The organism is Bacillus sp. RSS_NA_20 (assembly GCF_020165915.1).
Classification (GTDB): Bacteria; Bacillota; Bacilli; order Bacillales; family Bacillaceae; genus Bacillus; species Bacillus altitudinis.
Genome location: NZ_JAIUKW010000003.1, coordinates 291,377 through 305,783, shown reverse-complemented (window position 1 = coordinate 305,783; position 14,407 = coordinate 291,377). Strand labels below are relative to the sequence as shown.

The 14,407-nt window shown below is 44.5% G+C and carries 10 protein-coding genes, 16 tRNA genes and 3 rRNA genes; 27 read left to right on the top strand and 2 right to left on the bottom strand.

Annotation, left to right across the window (positions count from 1 at the left end):
- Positions 1-1,296, bottom strand: coding sequence for a glutamate-1-semialdehyde 2,1-aminomutase (locus LCD32_RS01775; protein WP_007496744.1), 1,296 nt, complete (start codon positions 1,294-1,296; stop codon positions 1-3).
- A gap of 129 nt (positions 1,297-1,425) precedes the next feature.
- Here LCD32_RS01775 and bcp point away from each other — a divergent pair, with 129 nt between their 5' ends.
- Entirely contained in the window at positions 1,426-1,893 is a 468-nt protein-coding gene (gene bcp, locus LCD32_RS01770; RefSeq protein ID WP_007496746.1) for a thioredoxin-dependent thiol peroxidase, read from the top strand.
- 159 nt (positions 1,894-2,052) lie between these two features.
- Positions 2,053-2,490 carry a peroxide-responsive transcriptional repressor PerR gene (gene perR / locus LCD32_RS01765; protein WP_003217782.1) on the top strand — a complete coding sequence of 146 codons (438 nt, stop codon included), beginning with the start codon at positions 2,053-2,055 and terminating at the stop codon, positions 2,488-2,490.
- A 35-nt stretch (positions 2,491-2,525) separates the two neighbouring features.
- Here perR and LCD32_RS01760 read toward each other — a convergent pair whose 3' ends face one another.
- Positions 2,526-2,873 (bottom strand): YgzB family protein, encoded by a 348-nt coding sequence (locus tag LCD32_RS01760; RefSeq protein ID WP_007496750.1) that lies wholly within the window; start codon positions 2,871-2,873, stop codon positions 2,526-2,528.
- A 189-nt stretch (positions 2,874-3,062) separates the two neighbouring features.
- Here LCD32_RS01760 and LCD32_RS01755 point away from each other — a divergent pair, with 189 nt between their 5' ends.
- From LCD32_RS01755 to LCD32_RS01635, 25 genes are all read left to right on the top strand, one after another.
- Positions 3,063-3,941, top strand: coding sequence for a nucleotidyltransferase-like protein (locus LCD32_RS01755; RefSeq protein ID WP_007496752.1), 879 nt, complete (start codon positions 3,063-3,065; stop codon positions 3,939-3,941).
- A 318-nt stretch (positions 3,942-4,259) separates the two neighbouring features.
- A 16S ribosomal RNA gene (locus LCD32_RS01750) occupies positions 4,260-5,808 on the top strand.
- A 183-nt stretch (positions 5,809-5,991) separates the two neighbouring features.
- Positions 5,992-8,922, top strand: a 23S ribosomal RNA gene (locus tag LCD32_RS01745).
- 110 nt (positions 8,923-9,032) lie between these two features.
- Positions 9,033-9,148 (top strand): 5S ribosomal RNA (gene rrf, locus LCD32_RS01740).
- Together the 16S, 23S and 5S rRNA genes with 16 tRNA genes alongside form the textbook arrangement of a ribosomal RNA operon.
- 9 nt (positions 9,149-9,157) lie before the next feature.
- Positions 9,158-9,232: transfer RNA gene (locus LCD32_RS01735), tRNA-Asn, on the top strand.
- Between the two features lie 4 nt (positions 9,233-9,236).
- Positions 9,237-9,327, top strand: a tRNA-Ser gene (locus tag LCD32_RS01730).
- 17 nt (positions 9,328-9,344) lie between these two features.
- Positions 9,345-9,419, top strand: a tRNA-Glu gene (locus LCD32_RS01725).
- A 32-nt stretch (positions 9,420-9,451) separates the two neighbouring features.
- Positions 9,452-9,527, top strand: a tRNA-Val gene (locus LCD32_RS01720).
- Positions 9,528-9,542: 15 nt separating this feature from the next.
- Positions 9,543-9,619: transfer RNA gene (locus tag LCD32_RS01715), tRNA-Met, on the top strand.
- 14 nt (positions 9,620-9,633) lie between these two features.
- Positions 9,634-9,710, top strand: a tRNA-Asp gene (locus LCD32_RS01710).
- Positions 9,711-9,729: 19 nt separating this feature from the next.
- Positions 9,730-9,805 (top strand) — tRNA-Phe (locus tag LCD32_RS01705).
- A gap of 6 nt (positions 9,806-9,811) precedes the next feature.
- Positions 9,812-9,884: transfer RNA gene (locus LCD32_RS01700), tRNA-Thr, on the top strand.
- 15 nt (positions 9,885-9,899) lie between these two features.
- Positions 9,900-9,984, top strand: a tRNA-Tyr gene (locus LCD32_RS01695).
- Between the two features lie 13 nt (positions 9,985-9,997).
- A tRNA-Trp gene (locus LCD32_RS01690) sits at positions 9,998-10,071 on the top strand.
- Positions 10,072-10,095: 24 nt separating this feature from the next.
- Positions 10,096-10,171 (top strand) — tRNA-His (locus LCD32_RS01685).
- Positions 10,172-10,180: 9 nt separating this feature from the next.
- Positions 10,181-10,252: transfer RNA gene (locus LCD32_RS01680), tRNA-Gln, on the top strand.
- Between the two features lie 7 nt (positions 10,253-10,259).
- Positions 10,260-10,334 (top strand) — tRNA-Gly (locus LCD32_RS01675).
- Between the two features lie 5 nt (positions 10,335-10,339).
- Positions 10,340-10,410: transfer RNA gene (locus LCD32_RS01670), tRNA-Cys, on the top strand.
- 14 nt (positions 10,411-10,424) lie between these two features.
- Positions 10,425-10,513, top strand: a tRNA-Leu gene (locus LCD32_RS01665).
- A 38-nt stretch (positions 10,514-10,551) separates the two neighbouring features.
- A tRNA-Leu gene (locus tag LCD32_RS01660) sits at positions 10,552-10,633 on the top strand.
- Positions 10,634-10,791: 158 nt separating this feature from the next.
- The gene (locus LCD32_RS01655) at positions 10,792-11,262 is read left to right on the top strand and encodes a GNAT family N-acetyltransferase (RefSeq protein ID WP_039962725.1); all 471 of its coding nucleotides are present in this window, start codon (positions 10,792-10,794) and stop codon (positions 11,260-11,262) included.
- A 27-nt stretch (positions 11,263-11,289) separates the two neighbouring features.
- The gene (locus LCD32_RS01650; RefSeq protein ID WP_082181636.1) at positions 11,290-11,571 is read left to right on the top strand and encodes a transglutaminase family protein; all 282 of its coding nucleotides are present in this window, start codon (positions 11,290-11,292) and stop codon (positions 11,569-11,571) included.
- A 362-nt stretch (positions 11,572-11,933) separates the two neighbouring features.
- The gene (locus LCD32_RS01645) at positions 11,934-12,359 is read left to right on the top strand and encodes a hypothetical protein (RefSeq protein ID WP_060780905.1); all 426 of its coding nucleotides are present in this window, start codon (positions 11,934-11,936) and stop codon (positions 12,357-12,359) included.
- A gap of 415 nt (positions 12,360-12,774) precedes the next feature.
- Positions 12,775-13,569 carry a phosphotransferase gene (locus tag LCD32_RS01640; RefSeq protein WP_060780906.1) on the top strand — a complete coding sequence of 265 codons (795 nt, stop codon included), beginning with the start codon at positions 12,775-12,777 and terminating at the stop codon, positions 13,567-13,569.
- A 119-nt stretch (positions 13,570-13,688) separates the two neighbouring features.
- Positions 13,689-14,393 (top strand): hypothetical protein, encoded by a 705-nt coding sequence (locus LCD32_RS01635; RefSeq protein WP_060780907.1) that lies wholly within the window; start codon positions 13,689-13,691, stop codon positions 14,391-14,393.
- Positions 14,394-14,407: the final 14 nt, after the last annotated feature.

The window sequence follows — 14,407 nt, the reverse complement described above, 5'->3', positions numbered from 1 at the left end:
TTATGATTGTTTCAGCTGTTCAAACGCGTGATCTACTGCTTTGAGCGTTTCAGAAATATCATTTTCAGTATGTGCAATGGTTAAGAACCAAGCTTCATATTTAGAAGGAGCGAGGTTAATACCTTGTGCGAGCATGAATTTAAAGAAACGGGCGAACATTTCACCATCCGTATTTTCAGCCTGCTCGTAGTTCACAATCGTTTCTTTTGTAAAATAAATGGTGAGAGCACCTTTTAAGCGATTCACTGTAATATCTACTTGATGTTTTTTTGCGTGGGCTAAAATTCCCTCTTCTAACATAGCCCCGAGTTGATCAAGACGTTCGTAGACCCCGTCTTGTTTTAACACTTCCAAGCATGCAATACCAGAAAGGATCGAGGCGGGATTTCCTGCCATTGTGCCAGCTTGGTAGGCTGGTCCAAGCGGGGCGACTTGCTCCATAATTTCTTTTTTGCCGCCGTAAGCGCCGATTGGAAGACCGCCGCCGATAATTTTACCTAATGCAGTGAGATCAGGTTTTACTTGAAGCAAGTCCTGTGCACCACCATACATAAAGCGGAAAGCTGTAATGACTTCATCATAGATGACTAGAGCCCCTTTTTCATGAGTCAGGTCATTCACCTGCTGCAGGAAACCGTCTTTAGGCTCTACGATGCCAAAGTTCCCGACAATTGGCTCAACAAGAACAGCTGCTACTTCATCACCCCAGCGGTCTAATGCTTCTTTGTAGCTGTCTATATCGTTGAATGGAACGGTAATGACTTCATTTGCAATACTTTTAGGCACGCCCGCTGAATCTGGTGTTCCTAAAGTGGAAGGTCCAGAGCCAGCCGCAACTAGCACAAGATCAGAATGACCGTGGTAACATCCGGCAAACTTAATGATCTTTGTTCTACCTGTATAAGCGCGAGCGACACGGATTGTCGTCATCACAGCTTCTGTACCTGAATTGACAAAACGAACTTTATCCAAAGCAGGCATCGCTTCCTTCAGCATCTTAGCAAAAGTGACTTCATGCTTCGTTGGTGTTCCGTAAAGGACACCCGTCTCGGCTGCTTTCGTGATGGCTTTTGTAATATGAGGATGAGCATGTCCCGTAATAATTGGACCGTATGCTGCCAAATAGTCGATATAACGGTTTCCGTCAACATCCCAAAAATAAGCGCCTTCGCCTTTTTCCATTGCAACAGGTGACCCGCCGCCCACTGCTTTATATGAACGAGATGGGCTGTTAACCCCTCCAACAATATGCTCCAGCGCCTCTTGGTGTAATTTTTCTGATTCGGTGAATTTCATAAATAGCCTCCTATCTCAACGTATCACGTCGTCTATCATTATTTTAACATGCCGATGCAAGCGTCCTTAGTTGAATATCTTCTCGAAATTGGATAGGCTAATGAAAAAATAGGTTGGAGGGATTGTATCATGACAATCGAAGTGGGGCAGCAAGTACCTGATATTGAATTACTCGGTGATAATGGAGAGAAAGTAAAGCTCTCTGATTTTAAAGGGAAACACATTGTCCTTTATTTTTATCCAAAAGATATGACGCCAGGGTGTACAACGGAAGCCTGTGATTTCCGTGACCGCCATCAAAGCTTTGCGGAATTAGATGCTGTGATTATCGGCGTAAGCCCAGACGGTCAAGACAAGCACCAAAAGTTTAAAGAAAAACATGACTTACCTTTCCTGCTTCTTGTAGATGACGAACAAAAATTGTCTGAAGCTTTCGGTGTATGGAAGTTGAAAAAGAACTTTGGTAAGGAATACATGGGAATTGAACGCTCAACGTTTCTTATTAATAAAGAAGGAAAGCTTGTGAAAGAGTGGCGTAAAGTAAAGGTGAAAGATCATGTGGAAGAAGCGCTTGAGGAACTGAAAGCTCACGCTTAATATGTTGACGTAATGAGATCGGCAGTCGTGCCGGTCTTTTTTGTATAGAAGAATAGGTAAAAAAGAGGATTGTAATTGACAAAGTTTCGGCTCTGGGGGTACACTATTTATAAAGATTATAATATAAGAATATTTTTGAAAAGAGAGGTGCATGATGAAATGGCTGCTCACGAACTAAAAGATGCTTTAGACGCTCTAAAAGAAACCGGTGTTCGAATTACTCCGCAGCGCCATGCCATCTTGGAGTTTCTCGTAAATTCTATGACTCACCCAACCGCGGACGATATATATAAAGCACTTGAAGGAAAATTTCCTAATATGAGTGTAGCAACGGTTTACAACAATTTACGAGTCTTCCGGGAATCTGGATTAGTAAAAGAATTAACGTATGGGGATTCCTCAAGCCGATTTGATTTTGCGACATCTGACCATTACCATGCGATTTGTGAAAACTGCGGAAAGATCGTTGACTTTCACTATCCTGGCCTTGATGAAGTAGAACAGCTTGCATCCCATGTGACAGGCTTTACAGTAAGTCATCATCGCTTGGAGATCTATGGCACTTGTCAAGAATGTGCAAAAAAAGAAAATCATTAATGAAAAAGCTGACCAGTTGAATGGTCAGCTTATTTTTATGACTTTTTTCGATTGTAGGATTCATCAAACTCTTTGCCTTCTAATGCTGGATCGAGTGTAAGTGGCTCTCTGCAATGCATGCACATGTCCACCCGCCCAAGCACTTTTGTTTCTTTCTCACAGCCTGGACATACGACCCGGACTGCCTTCGTAGAAAGCATACCGATCCAAAAGTAAACGGCTGTACTCAATCCAATCGATAACACGCCGAGTAGCATAAAGAAGGTCGACAGCCAGACCGATTCCTTGAAGAACACACCGATATACATGATCAAAAAACCAACAAAAACCAAACTAAGTGCAAATGTTCTGATTTTATTAATCTTACTGGAGTATTTCGCCATCCCTAGTCCCCCTTATCTCCAATATAGCACATTTTACCTTTCTGTTTGAATTAGTTATAGAGTTTTGTGAATAAATTGCTTATAATGATTCAACGATCTTTTTTCATGTATTGAAGGAATTTTGATTCTATGAGGAGAAATACATAGCATTAGAGAAGAACCTTACACCCGAGTATTGGAGGAATCACTATGGAAAATCTTCTCCGTCCTATTTATCAAGAGAGAGCAAGTCATCCAGATACATTAGCTGTGATTATAGTAGAAAGAAGACATAAAGTATCTTCTGAGACGGATAACTTTGATGCAGCGCTTCTAGTCATCGTAAAGGATGCGGAAGAACCGTTATTTATTAAGCACTATGAATCCGATCACCAAACAGCTTCTTTAAATGTTGTCACAGATGATCAGTTGAAGGAATGGATTACCTTAGGTACCAACAGACGGATTATTGATTGGATTTTAAACGGAAAAGTCCTGTTTGATCGAAATGAATATATTTTCAACTTGATTGATGAACTGAGTACATTCCCGTTTTCTAACCGTAAGCTCAAAATTGGTTTAGAATATGGCAAGCTCATTCGTAGATATATAGAAGGAAAAGCATTTTTTGAATCAAATCAATTCCTCGATGCATATAATTCCATTGTGCATGCCCTGCATCATCTGGCGCGTATTGAAGTGATTGATAAAGGCTTCCACCCAGAAGTGACCGTTTGGAACCAAGTACGTCATATGGAGCCGGAAGTATATAAACTTTATTCAGAGTTGATTGAAAGCCACGAAAGTCTTCATAAACGGTTAGAACTTTTATTCCTAGCGAATGATTTCTTGATTCATTCAAAAGCAGAAATTGGTGCGGCTCATTTGCGTCATGTCATGGAACAGCAGGAAATTTGGCTGTTTGGCGAGCTTCTTGCACATCCTGATCTCAAACATTTCACACCTGATCTTAGTGTGATGATTGATTTCTTTGTGGAAAAAGGAATTGTGCTAGTAGAGCCAATTGAGACGAAGGGACAAAAAATCTATCATCGAGGATATTTTGTTAAAAAAGATATTGACGCATGAATATTATGATGGTATATTATTAAACGTCGCTAATGAGCAACCGAGTTGCTTTTAAAGAAAAGCGGACAAAAAGAAATTTAGAAAAACACTTGACGCACACGGTGCTCAAATGTTATATTGAGAAAGTCGCCTCTGAGCGACAATGAAGATGATCTTTGAAAACTAAACAAGACAAAACGTACCTGTTAATTCGAGTTTTTATAAAAAAATCCTATGATACATCATAGGTAGTCAGTCAAACGCTGACGAGGCAGGAAATGATCACATGCTAAGTTCGCTACATCGTGTAGCAACGCATGTGTGATATGCATCCTGCATACCTCGGAGAGTTTGATCCTGGCTCAGGACGAACGCTGGCGGCGTGCCTAATACATGCAAGTCGAGCGGACAGAAGGGAGCTTGCTCCCGGATGTTAGCGGCGGACGGGTGAGTAACACGTGGGTAACCTGCCTGTAAGACTGGGATAACTCCGGGAAACCGGAGCTAATACCGGATAGTTCCTTGAACCGCATGGTTCAAGGATGAAAGACGGTTTCGGCTGTCACTTACAGATGGACCCGCGGCGCATTAGCTAGTTGGTGAGGTAACGGCTCACCAAGGCGACGATGCGTAGCCGACCTGAGAGGGTGATCGGCCACACTGGGACTGAGACACGGCCCAGACTCCTACGGGAGGCAGCAGTAGGGAATCTTCCGCAATGGACGAAAGTCTGACGGAGCAACGCCGCGTGAGTGATGAAGGTTTTCGGATCGTAAAGCTCTGTTGTTAGGGAAGAACAAGTGCAAGAGTAACTGCTTGCACCTTGACGGTACCTAACCAGAAAGCCACGGCTAACTACGTGCCAGCAGCCGCGGTAATACGTAGGTGGCAAGCGTTGTCCGGAATTATTGGGCGTAAAGGGCTCGCAGGCGGTTTCTTAAGTCTGATGTGAAAGCCCCCGGCTCAACCGGGGAGGGTCATTGGAAACTGGGAAACTTGAGTGCAGAAGAGGAGAGTGGAATTCCACGTGTAGCGGTGAAATGCGTAGAGATGTGGAGGAACACCAGTGGCGAAGGCGACTCTCTGGTCTGTAACTGACGCTGAGGAGCGAAAGCGTGGGGAGCGAACAGGATTAGATACCCTGGTAGTCCACGCCGTAAACGATGAGTGCTAAGTGTTAGGGGGTTTCCGCCCCTTAGTGCTGCAGCTAACGCATTAAGCACTCCGCCTGGGGAGTACGGTCGCAAGACTGAAACTCAAAGGAATTGACGGGGGCCCGCACAAGCGGTGGAGCATGTGGTTTAATTCGAAGCAACGCGAAGAACCTTACCAGGTCTTGACATCCTCTGACAACCCTAGAGATAGGGCTTTCCCTTCGGGGACAGAGTGACAGGTGGTGCATGGTTGTCGTCAGCTCGTGTCGTGAGATGTTGGGTTAAGTCCCGCAACGAGCGCAACCCTTGATCTTAGTTGCCAGCATTCAGTTGGGCACTCTAAGGTGACTGCCGGTGACAAACCGGAGGAAGGTGGGGATGACGTCAAATCATCATGCCCCTTATGACCTGGGCTACACACGTGCTACAATGGACAGAACAAAGGGCTGCGAGACCGCAAGGTTTAGCCAATCCCACAAATCTGTTCTCAGTTCGGATCGCAGTCTGCAACTCGACTGCGTGAAGCTGGAATCGCTAGTAATCGCGGATCAGCATGCCGCGGTGAATACGTTCCCGGGCCTTGTACACACCGCCCGTCACACCACGAGAGTTTGCAACACCCGAAGTCGGTGAGGTAACCTTTATGGAGCCAGCCGCCGAAGGTGGGGCAGATGATTGGGGTGAAGTCGTAACAAGGTAGCCGTATCGGAAGGTGCGGCTGGATCACCTCCTTTCTAAGGATATATGGAGCAGCGTACGTTTTTCGTCTTGTTTAGTTTTGAAGGATCATTCCTTCAAAACATGTCTCTAGCGAGACAGGATTGTTCTTTGAAAACTAGATAACAATAAGTAATACATTCACATTGAATGCAATGCAAAGTTCATCACACATAGTGATTCTTTCTAAAGTAAGAAATGGTTAAGTTAGAAAGGGCGCACGGTGGATGCCTTGGCACTAGGAGCCGATGAAGGACGGGACGAACACCGATATGCTTCGGGGAGCTGTAAGCAAGCTTTGATCCGGAGATTTCCGAATGGGGAAACCCACTGCTCGTAATGGAGTAGTATCCATACTTGAATACATAGAGTATGAGAAGGCATACCCGGGGAACTGAAACATCTAAGTACCCGGAGGAAGAGAAAGCAAATGCGATTCCCTGAGTAGCGGCGAGCGAAACGGGAACAGCCCAAACCAAGAGGCTTGCCTCTTGGGGTTGTAGGACACTCTATACGGAGTTACAAAGGAACGATATAAGCGAAGAGGTCTGGAAAGGCCCGCCAAAGAAGGTAACAGCCCTGTAACTGAAATGTTGTTCTCTCCAGAGTGGATCCTGAGTACGGCGGAACACGTGAAATTCCGTCGGAATCCGGGAGGACCATCTCCCAAGGCTAAATACTCCCTAGTGACCGATAGTGAACCAGTACCGTGAGGGAAAGGTGAAAAGCACCCCGGAAGGGGAGTGAAATAGATCCTGAAACCGTGTGCCTACAAGTAGTCAGAGCCCGTTAACGGGTGATGGCGTGCCTTTTGTAGAATGAACCGGCGAGTTACGATCCCGTGCAAGGTTAAGCAGAAGATGCGGAGCCGCAGCGAAAGCGAGTCTGAATAGGGCGCATGAGTACGTGGTCGTAGACCCGAAACCAGGTGATCTACCCATGTCCAGGGTGAAGTTCAGGTAACACTGAATGGAGGCCCGAACCCACGCACGTTGAAAAGTGCGGGGATGAGGTGTGGGTAGGGGTGAAATGCCAATCGAACCTGGAGATAGCTGGTTCTCTCCGAAATAGCTTTAGGGCTAGCCTCAAGGTAAGAGTCTCGGAGGTAGAGCACTGATTGGACTAGGGGCCCCTACCGGGTTACCGAATTCAGTCAAACTCCGAATGCCGATGACTTATCCTTGGGAGTCAGACTGCGAGTGATAAGATCCGTAGTCGAAAGGGAAACAGCCCAGACCGCCAGCTAAGGTCCCAAAGTATACGTTAAGTGGAAAAGGATGTGGAGTTGCTTAGACAACCAGGATGTTGGCTTAGAAGCAGCCACCATTTAAAGAGTGCGTAATAGCTCACTGGTCGAGTGACTCTGCGCCGAAAATGTACCGGGGCTAAACGTATCACCGAAGCTGCGGACTGTTCTTACGAACAGTGGTAGGAGAGCGTTCTAAGTGCAGTGAAGTCAGACCGGAAGGACTGGTGGAGCGCTTAGAAGTGAGAATGCCGGTATGAGTAGCGAAAGACGGGTGAGAATCCCGTCCACCGAATGCCTAAGGTTTCCTGAGGAAGGCTCGTCCGCTCAGGGTTAGTCGGGACCTAAGCCGAGGCCGAAAGGCGTAGGCGATGGACAACAGGTTGATATTCCTGTACCACCTCCTCACCATTTGAGCAATGGGGGGACGCAGGAGGATAGGGTAAGCGCGGTATTGGATATCCGCGTCCAAGCAGTTAGGCTGGGAAATAGGCAAATCCGTTTCCCGTGAAGGCTGAGCTGTGATGGCGAGCGAAATTTAGTAGCGAAGTTCCTGATTCCACACTGCCAAGAAAAGCCTCTAGCGAGGTGAGAGGTGCCCGTACCGCAAACCGACACAGGTAGGCGAGGAGAGAATCCTAAGGTGATCGAGAGAACTCTCGTTAAGGAACTCGGCAAAATGACCCCGTAACTTCGGGAGAAGGGGTGCTTCTTAGGGTGTTAAAGCCCCGAGAAGCCGCAGTGAATAGGCCCAGGCGACTGTTTAGCAAAAACACAGGTCTCTGCGAAGCCGTAAGGCGAAGTATAGGGGCTGACGCCTGCCCGGTGCTGGAAGGTTAAGAGGAGCGCTTAGCGTAAGCGAAGGTGCGAATTGAAGCCCCAGTAAACGGCGGCCGTAACTATAACGGTCCTAAGGTAGCGAAATTCCTTGTCGGGTAAGTTCCGACCCGCACGAAAGGCGCAACGATCTGGGCACTGTCTCAACGAGAGACTCGGTGAAATTATAGTACCTGTGAAGATGCAGGTTACCCGCGACAGGACGGAAAGACCCCGTGGAGCTTTACTGCAGCCTGATATTGAATGTTGGTACAGCTTGTACAGGATAGGTAGGAGCCTTGGAAACCGGAGCGCTAGCTTCGGTGGAGGCATCGGTGGGATACTACCCTGGCTGTATTGACCTTCTAACCCGCTGCCCTTATCGGGCAGGGAGACAGTGTCAGGTGGGCAGTTTGACTGGGGCGGTCGCCTCCTAAAATGTAACGGAGGCGCCCAAAGGTTCCCTCAGAATGGTTGGAAATCATTCGCAGAGTGTAAAGGCACAAGGGAGCTTGACTGCGAGACCTACAAGTCGAGCAGGGACGAAAGTCGGGCTTAGTGATCCGGTGGTTCCGCATGGAAGGGCCATCGCTCAACGGATAAAAGCTACCCCGGGGATAACAGGCTTATCTCCCCCAAGAGTCCACATCGACGGGGAGGTTTGGCACCTCGATGTCGGCTCATCGCATCCTGGGGCTGTAGTCGGTCCCAAGGGTTGGGCTGTTCGCCCATTAAAGCGGTACGCGAGCTGGGTTCAGAACGTCGTGAGACAGTTCGGTCCCTATCCGTCGCGGGCGCAGGAAATTTGAGAGGAGCTGTCCTTAGTACGAGAGGACCGGGATGGACGCACCGCTGGTGTACCAGTTGTTCTGCCAAGGGCATCGCTGGGTAGCTATGTGCGGACGGGATAAGTGCTGAAAGCATCTAAGCATGAAGCCCCCCTCAAGATGAGATTTCCCATTCCGCAAGGAAGTAAGATCCCTGAAAGATGATCAGGTTGATAGGTCTGAGGTGGAAGCGTGGTGACACGTGGAGCTGACAGATACTAATAGATCGAGGACTTAACCTATATTCTAATGTGAAGCATGAACATTGTTATCTAGTTTTGAGAGAACATTTTTTGAAATATCTCTTGATTTATTTGTAATACATAGTATAATATCTTTTGTCACTAAATTGTCTGGTGATGATGGCGAAGAGGTCACACCCGTTCCCATACCGAACACGGAAGTTAAGCTCTTCAGCGCCGATGGTAGTTGGGGGTTTCCCCCTGTGAGAGTAGGACATCGCCAGGCTTTCTTCATTCCGCAGTAGCTCAGTGGTAGAGCTATCGGCTGTTAACCGATCGGTCGTAGGTTCGAATCCTACCTGCGGAGCCAATTTGGAGAGCTGTCCGAGTGGCCGAAGGAGCACGATTGGAAATCGTGTAGGCGGTAACCCCGTCTCAAGGGTTCGAATCCCTTGCTCTCCGCCACAATTTACATAATAAAGGGCCCGTTGGTCAAGCGGTTAAGACACCGCCCTTTCACGGCGGTAACACGGGTTCGAATCCCGTACGGGTCACCATTTTTATAGAAATACATACCAGCATTTTATTCGGAGGATTAGCTCAGCTGGGAGAGCATCTGCCTTACAAGCAGAGGGTCGGCGGTTCGAGCCCGTCATCCTCCACCATATCTTTTATATCGTCGCGGGGTGGAGCAGTTCGGTAGCTCGTCGGGCTCATAACCCGAAGGTCGCAGGTTCAAATCCTGCCCCCGCAACCAAATTTCTCTTTATTGGTCCGGTAGTTCAGTTGGTTAGAATGCCTGCCTGTCACGCAGGAGGTCGCGGGTTCGAGTCCCGTCCGGACCGCCATTTTTTAAAAAGAATACTTGGCTCGGTAGCTCAGTTGGTAGAGCAACGGACTGAAAATCCGTGTGTCGGCGGTTCGATTCCGTCCCGAGCCACCACTATTTGCCGGTGTAGCTCAATTGGTAGAGCAACTGACTTGTAATCAGTAGGTTGGGGGTTCAAGTCCTCTTGCCGGCACTGTTTTTCAAATGTGGAGGGGTAGCGAAGTGGCTAAACGCGGCGGACTGTAAATCCGCTCCCTCCGGGTTCGGCGGTTCGAATCCGCCCCCCTCCACCATTTTTATTTTCATAGGGGCATAGTTTAACGGTAGAACAGAGGTCTCCAAAACCTCCGGTGTGGGTTCGATTCCTACTGCCCCTGCCAATTATATGATTCATAACATCTATGGCGGTTGTGGCGAAGTGGTTAACGCACCAGATTGTGGCTCTGGCACTCGTGGGTTCGATTCCCATCAATCGCCCCATTTTATTATTGGGCTATAGCCAAGCGGTAAGGCAACGGACTTTGACTCCGTCATGCGTTGGTTCGAATCCAGCTAGCCCAGTTGATATGCGGAAGTAGTTCAGTGGTAGAACACCACCTTGCCAAGGTGGGGGTCGCGGGTTCGAATCCCGTCTTCCGCTCCAATTATGGCGGCATAGCCAAGTGGTAAGGCAGAGGTCTGCAAAACCTTTATCCCCGGTTCAAATCCGGGTGTCGCCTTTTTTGAAAAGACTGCCGGGGTGGTGGAATTGGCAGACACACAGGACTTAAAATCCTGCGGTAGGTGACTACCGTGCCGGTTCAAGTCCGGCCCTCGGCACCATTTTTTATTTATTATAAGTTGCGCTCTTTAATGATCATGCCGGTGTGGCGGAATTGGCAGACGCGCACGACTCAAAATCGTGTTCCTCACGGAGTGCCGGTTCGACCCCGGCCACCGGTATCTATATCATCGGTAGTAAATACGATGAAATCAACGTTTCTTACACTTTGTAAGGAACGTTTTTTATTTATCTTCAATACGATTCTTATAAAAATATCGTGTACATATAATCGTGTGCTTACCTGTCATTAAACAAGAATGTTAAAGGAGGGATACATTTGGAGATAAGGTTTGCTAATTTATCAGATACATCGGTAATACATGATTTAATGATAAAGGCATTTTTGGAGTATAAAGACGAAGTGCCACCTTCAAGTGCTTTGGAGGAAACTGTGCAATCCGTTTTAATTGCCTTAAAAGACGGAGAGAGGAGTTTAATTTGTTATATTGATAATCAGCCAGTTGGAATGGTTCGCTTTAAAATAAAAGAAGATAGTTTATATTTTTATAGACTATCAGTAATTCCAGAAATGCAGGGTCATGGTATTGCCAAAAAATTATTAAGTTTTTTAGAAAATTTTGCAGTACAAGAAGAATTAACTAGTATATTCTGCAAAGTTCGTATGACCGTGACTAGAAACATAAAATTGTATAGTTCAATGGGGTATAGCATCTACGATGAGGAAGTTGTACATAAGCCAAATGGTTTAAGTATAAAAATTGTTTCAATGATGAAAAAACTTGGTTAAAAAATTATCGATTGGAGGGTGAATTTCATGCATTTGATATGTGAAATTGAAAAAATAGAAGATTATTTGCTTGAATTAAACCAAGTCAATTATACTAATCCTATTATTAAGTCTAATGCAGATGAACTTTTTAATCCGGCTCAAACTGAAATTGAAAAGACAAAACTTGCTTATGAGTATGTTCGTGATGAAATATCTCATTCTTGGGATATACAAGGGAAACGGGTAACATGTAATGTATCGGATGTATTAGTGTATAAAGAAGAAATATGCTATGCAAAATCTAATTTGTTAGCATCTTTATTTTAAGAAATGTTGAATAAATAGCATAATGCCAATGGTTCAAGGGTTCAGACGTTCAAGTACGACTCAAAATCGTGTTCCTCTGGAGTGTCGGTTCGACCCCTGCCACCGGTATCTAGTTTAAGATATTCTTTATTATCGTCAATTACAGAAGAATTAAGGAATATTAACGTTTAAAACGTCTTTCTACAAATTGTAGGAGGACTTTTTTTATTTGTTGTTTACCTGATTTTTCACACGAAAAAATTACTTCAAATTGTGTTCAAAGGAGATTAACTTTTACTTTATTGATGGTTACCTTATGATTAAACTAAAGGGGCAGGACAATTGAAGATGGATTGGATCAATTGTACATAGGAGGTGTTGTAATGATTACAGTTAAAAATGCTGAAAGTTATCTTAAAGATAGCATCGGTGAAGATACCGATGAGATAAATAAGGTTTGGGAAACATTTAAGGCTTTTTCAAAGGAGACCGTTGAGGGCGAAGAAGATAAAGAAATTTTATTTCAGTGTGGTGTCTATGATTTTACAGGAGAGGAACTATTTCATCTTGATTTTGTACGTCAGTTTACAATTTATGAAGAAGATGATTATTCTCACATGGAACAACTGCACTGTGAATTTTTATTTAAACCAACAAACGAGTTAAAAAAGTTAAAGGTAGTAGAAGAATGGTCAATGGATTATGACGATATAGATCATTTTTTTCATCATATTGAAAGTATTCATGAGTTTAAAATTCCTTTGACTTTAAAGCCGATAAAATCAGCAATATATCAAGAAGAACTCTAATTCTTATTTCATTAACGGCTGCTTTACTTTAAGAGGGTATACCTTGCCTTTTTGGAATCATTTATCACGGAGTGTCGGTTCGACTCCGGCCACCGGTATCTATTAAAAGTTTGGTTTTTACCGTGAACCTAACGTTTCACCCTCGTGGTGAAACGTTTTTTTGTGGTTTAAATGAGTTATTTAGATGAAAATAGAATCCTATTAGAAGAGAATGAGCATGTACTACTTTTAACAGAATAAACTTTAGATGATTTGCAACATTTGGTACGATACATTTAACCATATAAGGAAACAGAATGGATTAGCGCATTCACATAAAACAGTGAATTACCTTTGTGTAACTAAATGAATATTTGTGGGTACATGCACATCTTTAGCTTGCATCATCATTGTGACCCAGTTTGGGGGAGAATTTATGAAAAAACAAAATGATCATGAAGAGTTATTGACAGGTGGAAATGTCTCCAACGTATATCGTTCGGGAGATACGGTTCGCAGAGAGGTAAAGTCAGACAATATGAATATACAAAAGCTGCTAAAGCATTTAGAAAAAAAGAATTTCTCCTATGCTCCAACGTTTTTAGGGGTTGATGAAAAAGGTAGAGAGATCTTGTCCTTCATTGAAGGTGAGGCCGGTCATGATCCCTTAAAAGAATACATGTGCTCTCACAATGCTTTAAAAGAAATAGCGAAAATGCTTAGACTGTACCATGATGCTGTTTGTGATTTTCCCATTTCAGACGATTGGGAACGAATGGACAATACGCCTAACAACATAGAGGTTGTGTGCCATAATGATTTTGCGATGTACAACATCATTTTCAACAATAAAAAGCCAGTGGGAATCATTGATTTTGATGTAGCTGCCCCTGGTCCAAGGCTTTGGGATATTGCATATACTCTCTATACTTGTGTCCCTCTCAGTAGGTTTTTTCGTACTGAAACAGGGGAGGTCGTAAATTATCATTCGTTAGAGCATGCAGCCCATATAAAGTATAGAGTCAAACTGTTTTTTGAAGCTTATGTTGAGGAAATACCAGAAGGTTATGTGGACATGGTGTTGCTGCGTTTAGAAGGTTTATGTCAATACATGAAGCGAAAAGCGAGTGAAGGGGATAGAGCTTTTCAAAAAATGATTCATGACGGGCACCTTGAACATTATCAAAAAGACATACAATTCATTCATGAACGCAGAAAAGAATGGATTTGAGGATGCCAAGGGTTTTATAAAAGAAAAAGGATAACTCATCTTTTTACTAGTTTCATGTGGATGTTACAATTGGTTATAATAGTTCAATAGAATGAATGTAAAGAGGCGGAGTTGTTATCTTGCAAATGAAGACGATATTACAGACTATTATTGAAGATGAGCGATCACATGATTATCCGCTTTTTAGACAGTACTGTGTAAGGAAAGAACAGGGTCTGCGTAAAGATGCGTTAAAGGTTCTTCAGTCTTTTGTTGAAGAGATGAATAAGAATGAATTTGCAGCACGGCGTTCATTTGTTGCTTGGCTGTTTGATTACATTGAACGTTTTGAGGATGGTCATTATTTGCTTGTGTATCCATTGGTACACGGGGTGATCCACCCTGTTCTTCGAGAGTGGGAAAATATTGATCCAATGGATGTGAGACCGTATCGCTGGCAAGGCTTGTTTGTGCATCAGGGGGAAGGGCTGCCCTATTTATTGAAGGCATTAGAGATGGGAGGCAGCAAAGAGCAGCGAGTGATTGTTCAAATTTGCAAAACCTATTTCTCGGCTTTGTGGTATTCGTTTCATCATATACATGAAGATCTTTATTTAAGCACCTATGAGAAAGATCATGAGCGAATTCAAGGGATTCAAGATGTCATGAAACTGATCGAAGATAAAAATGTTCAAAGCAATGTTGAAAAACTAGCAGTCTACTATAACCAGCTTTTATCGGACTGGAAGGAATTTCAGCAGACGGAGACAAGAGGCTTTGTGAAATGGTGTGCGGATCGTAAAAAGCCCTATGAGTGGGTACAGACATTTTACTATCACCGATAGTTGTTTTTCATAAG

What these genes read in the sequence shown, in the direction of transcription:
- bcp (WP_007496746.1), top strand. Translation starts at nt 1,426, where the DNA reads ATGACAATCGAAGTGGGGCAGCAAGTACCTGATATTGAATTACTCGGT.
- LCD32_RS01650 (WP_082181636.1), top strand. Translation starts at nt 11,290, where the DNA reads ATGCATTTGATATGTGAAATTGAAAAAATAGAAGATTATTTGCTTGAA.
- LCD32_RS01755 (WP_007496752.1), top strand. Translation starts at nt 3,063, where the DNA reads ATGGAAAATCTTCTCCGTCCTATTTATCAAGAGAGAGCAAGTCATCCA.
- LCD32_RS01760 (WP_007496750.1), bottom strand. Translation starts at nt 2,873, where the DNA reads ATGGCGAAATACTCCAGTAAGATTAATAAAATCAGAACATTTGCACTT.
- LCD32_RS01645 (WP_060780905.1), top strand. Translation starts at nt 11,934, where the DNA reads ATGATTACAGTTAAAAATGCTGAAAGTTATCTTAAAGATAGCATCGGT.
- perR (WP_003217782.1), top strand. Translation starts at nt 2,053, where the DNA reads ATGGCTGCTCACGAACTAAAAGATGCTTTAGACGCTCTAAAAGAAACC.
- LCD32_RS01640 (WP_060780906.1), top strand. Translation starts at nt 12,775, where the DNA reads ATGAAAAAACAAAATGATCATGAAGAGTTATTGACAGGTGGAAATGTC.
- LCD32_RS01775 (WP_007496744.1), bottom strand. Translation starts at nt 1,296, where the DNA reads ATGAAATTCACCGAATCAGAAAAATTACACCAAGAGGCGCTGGAGCAT.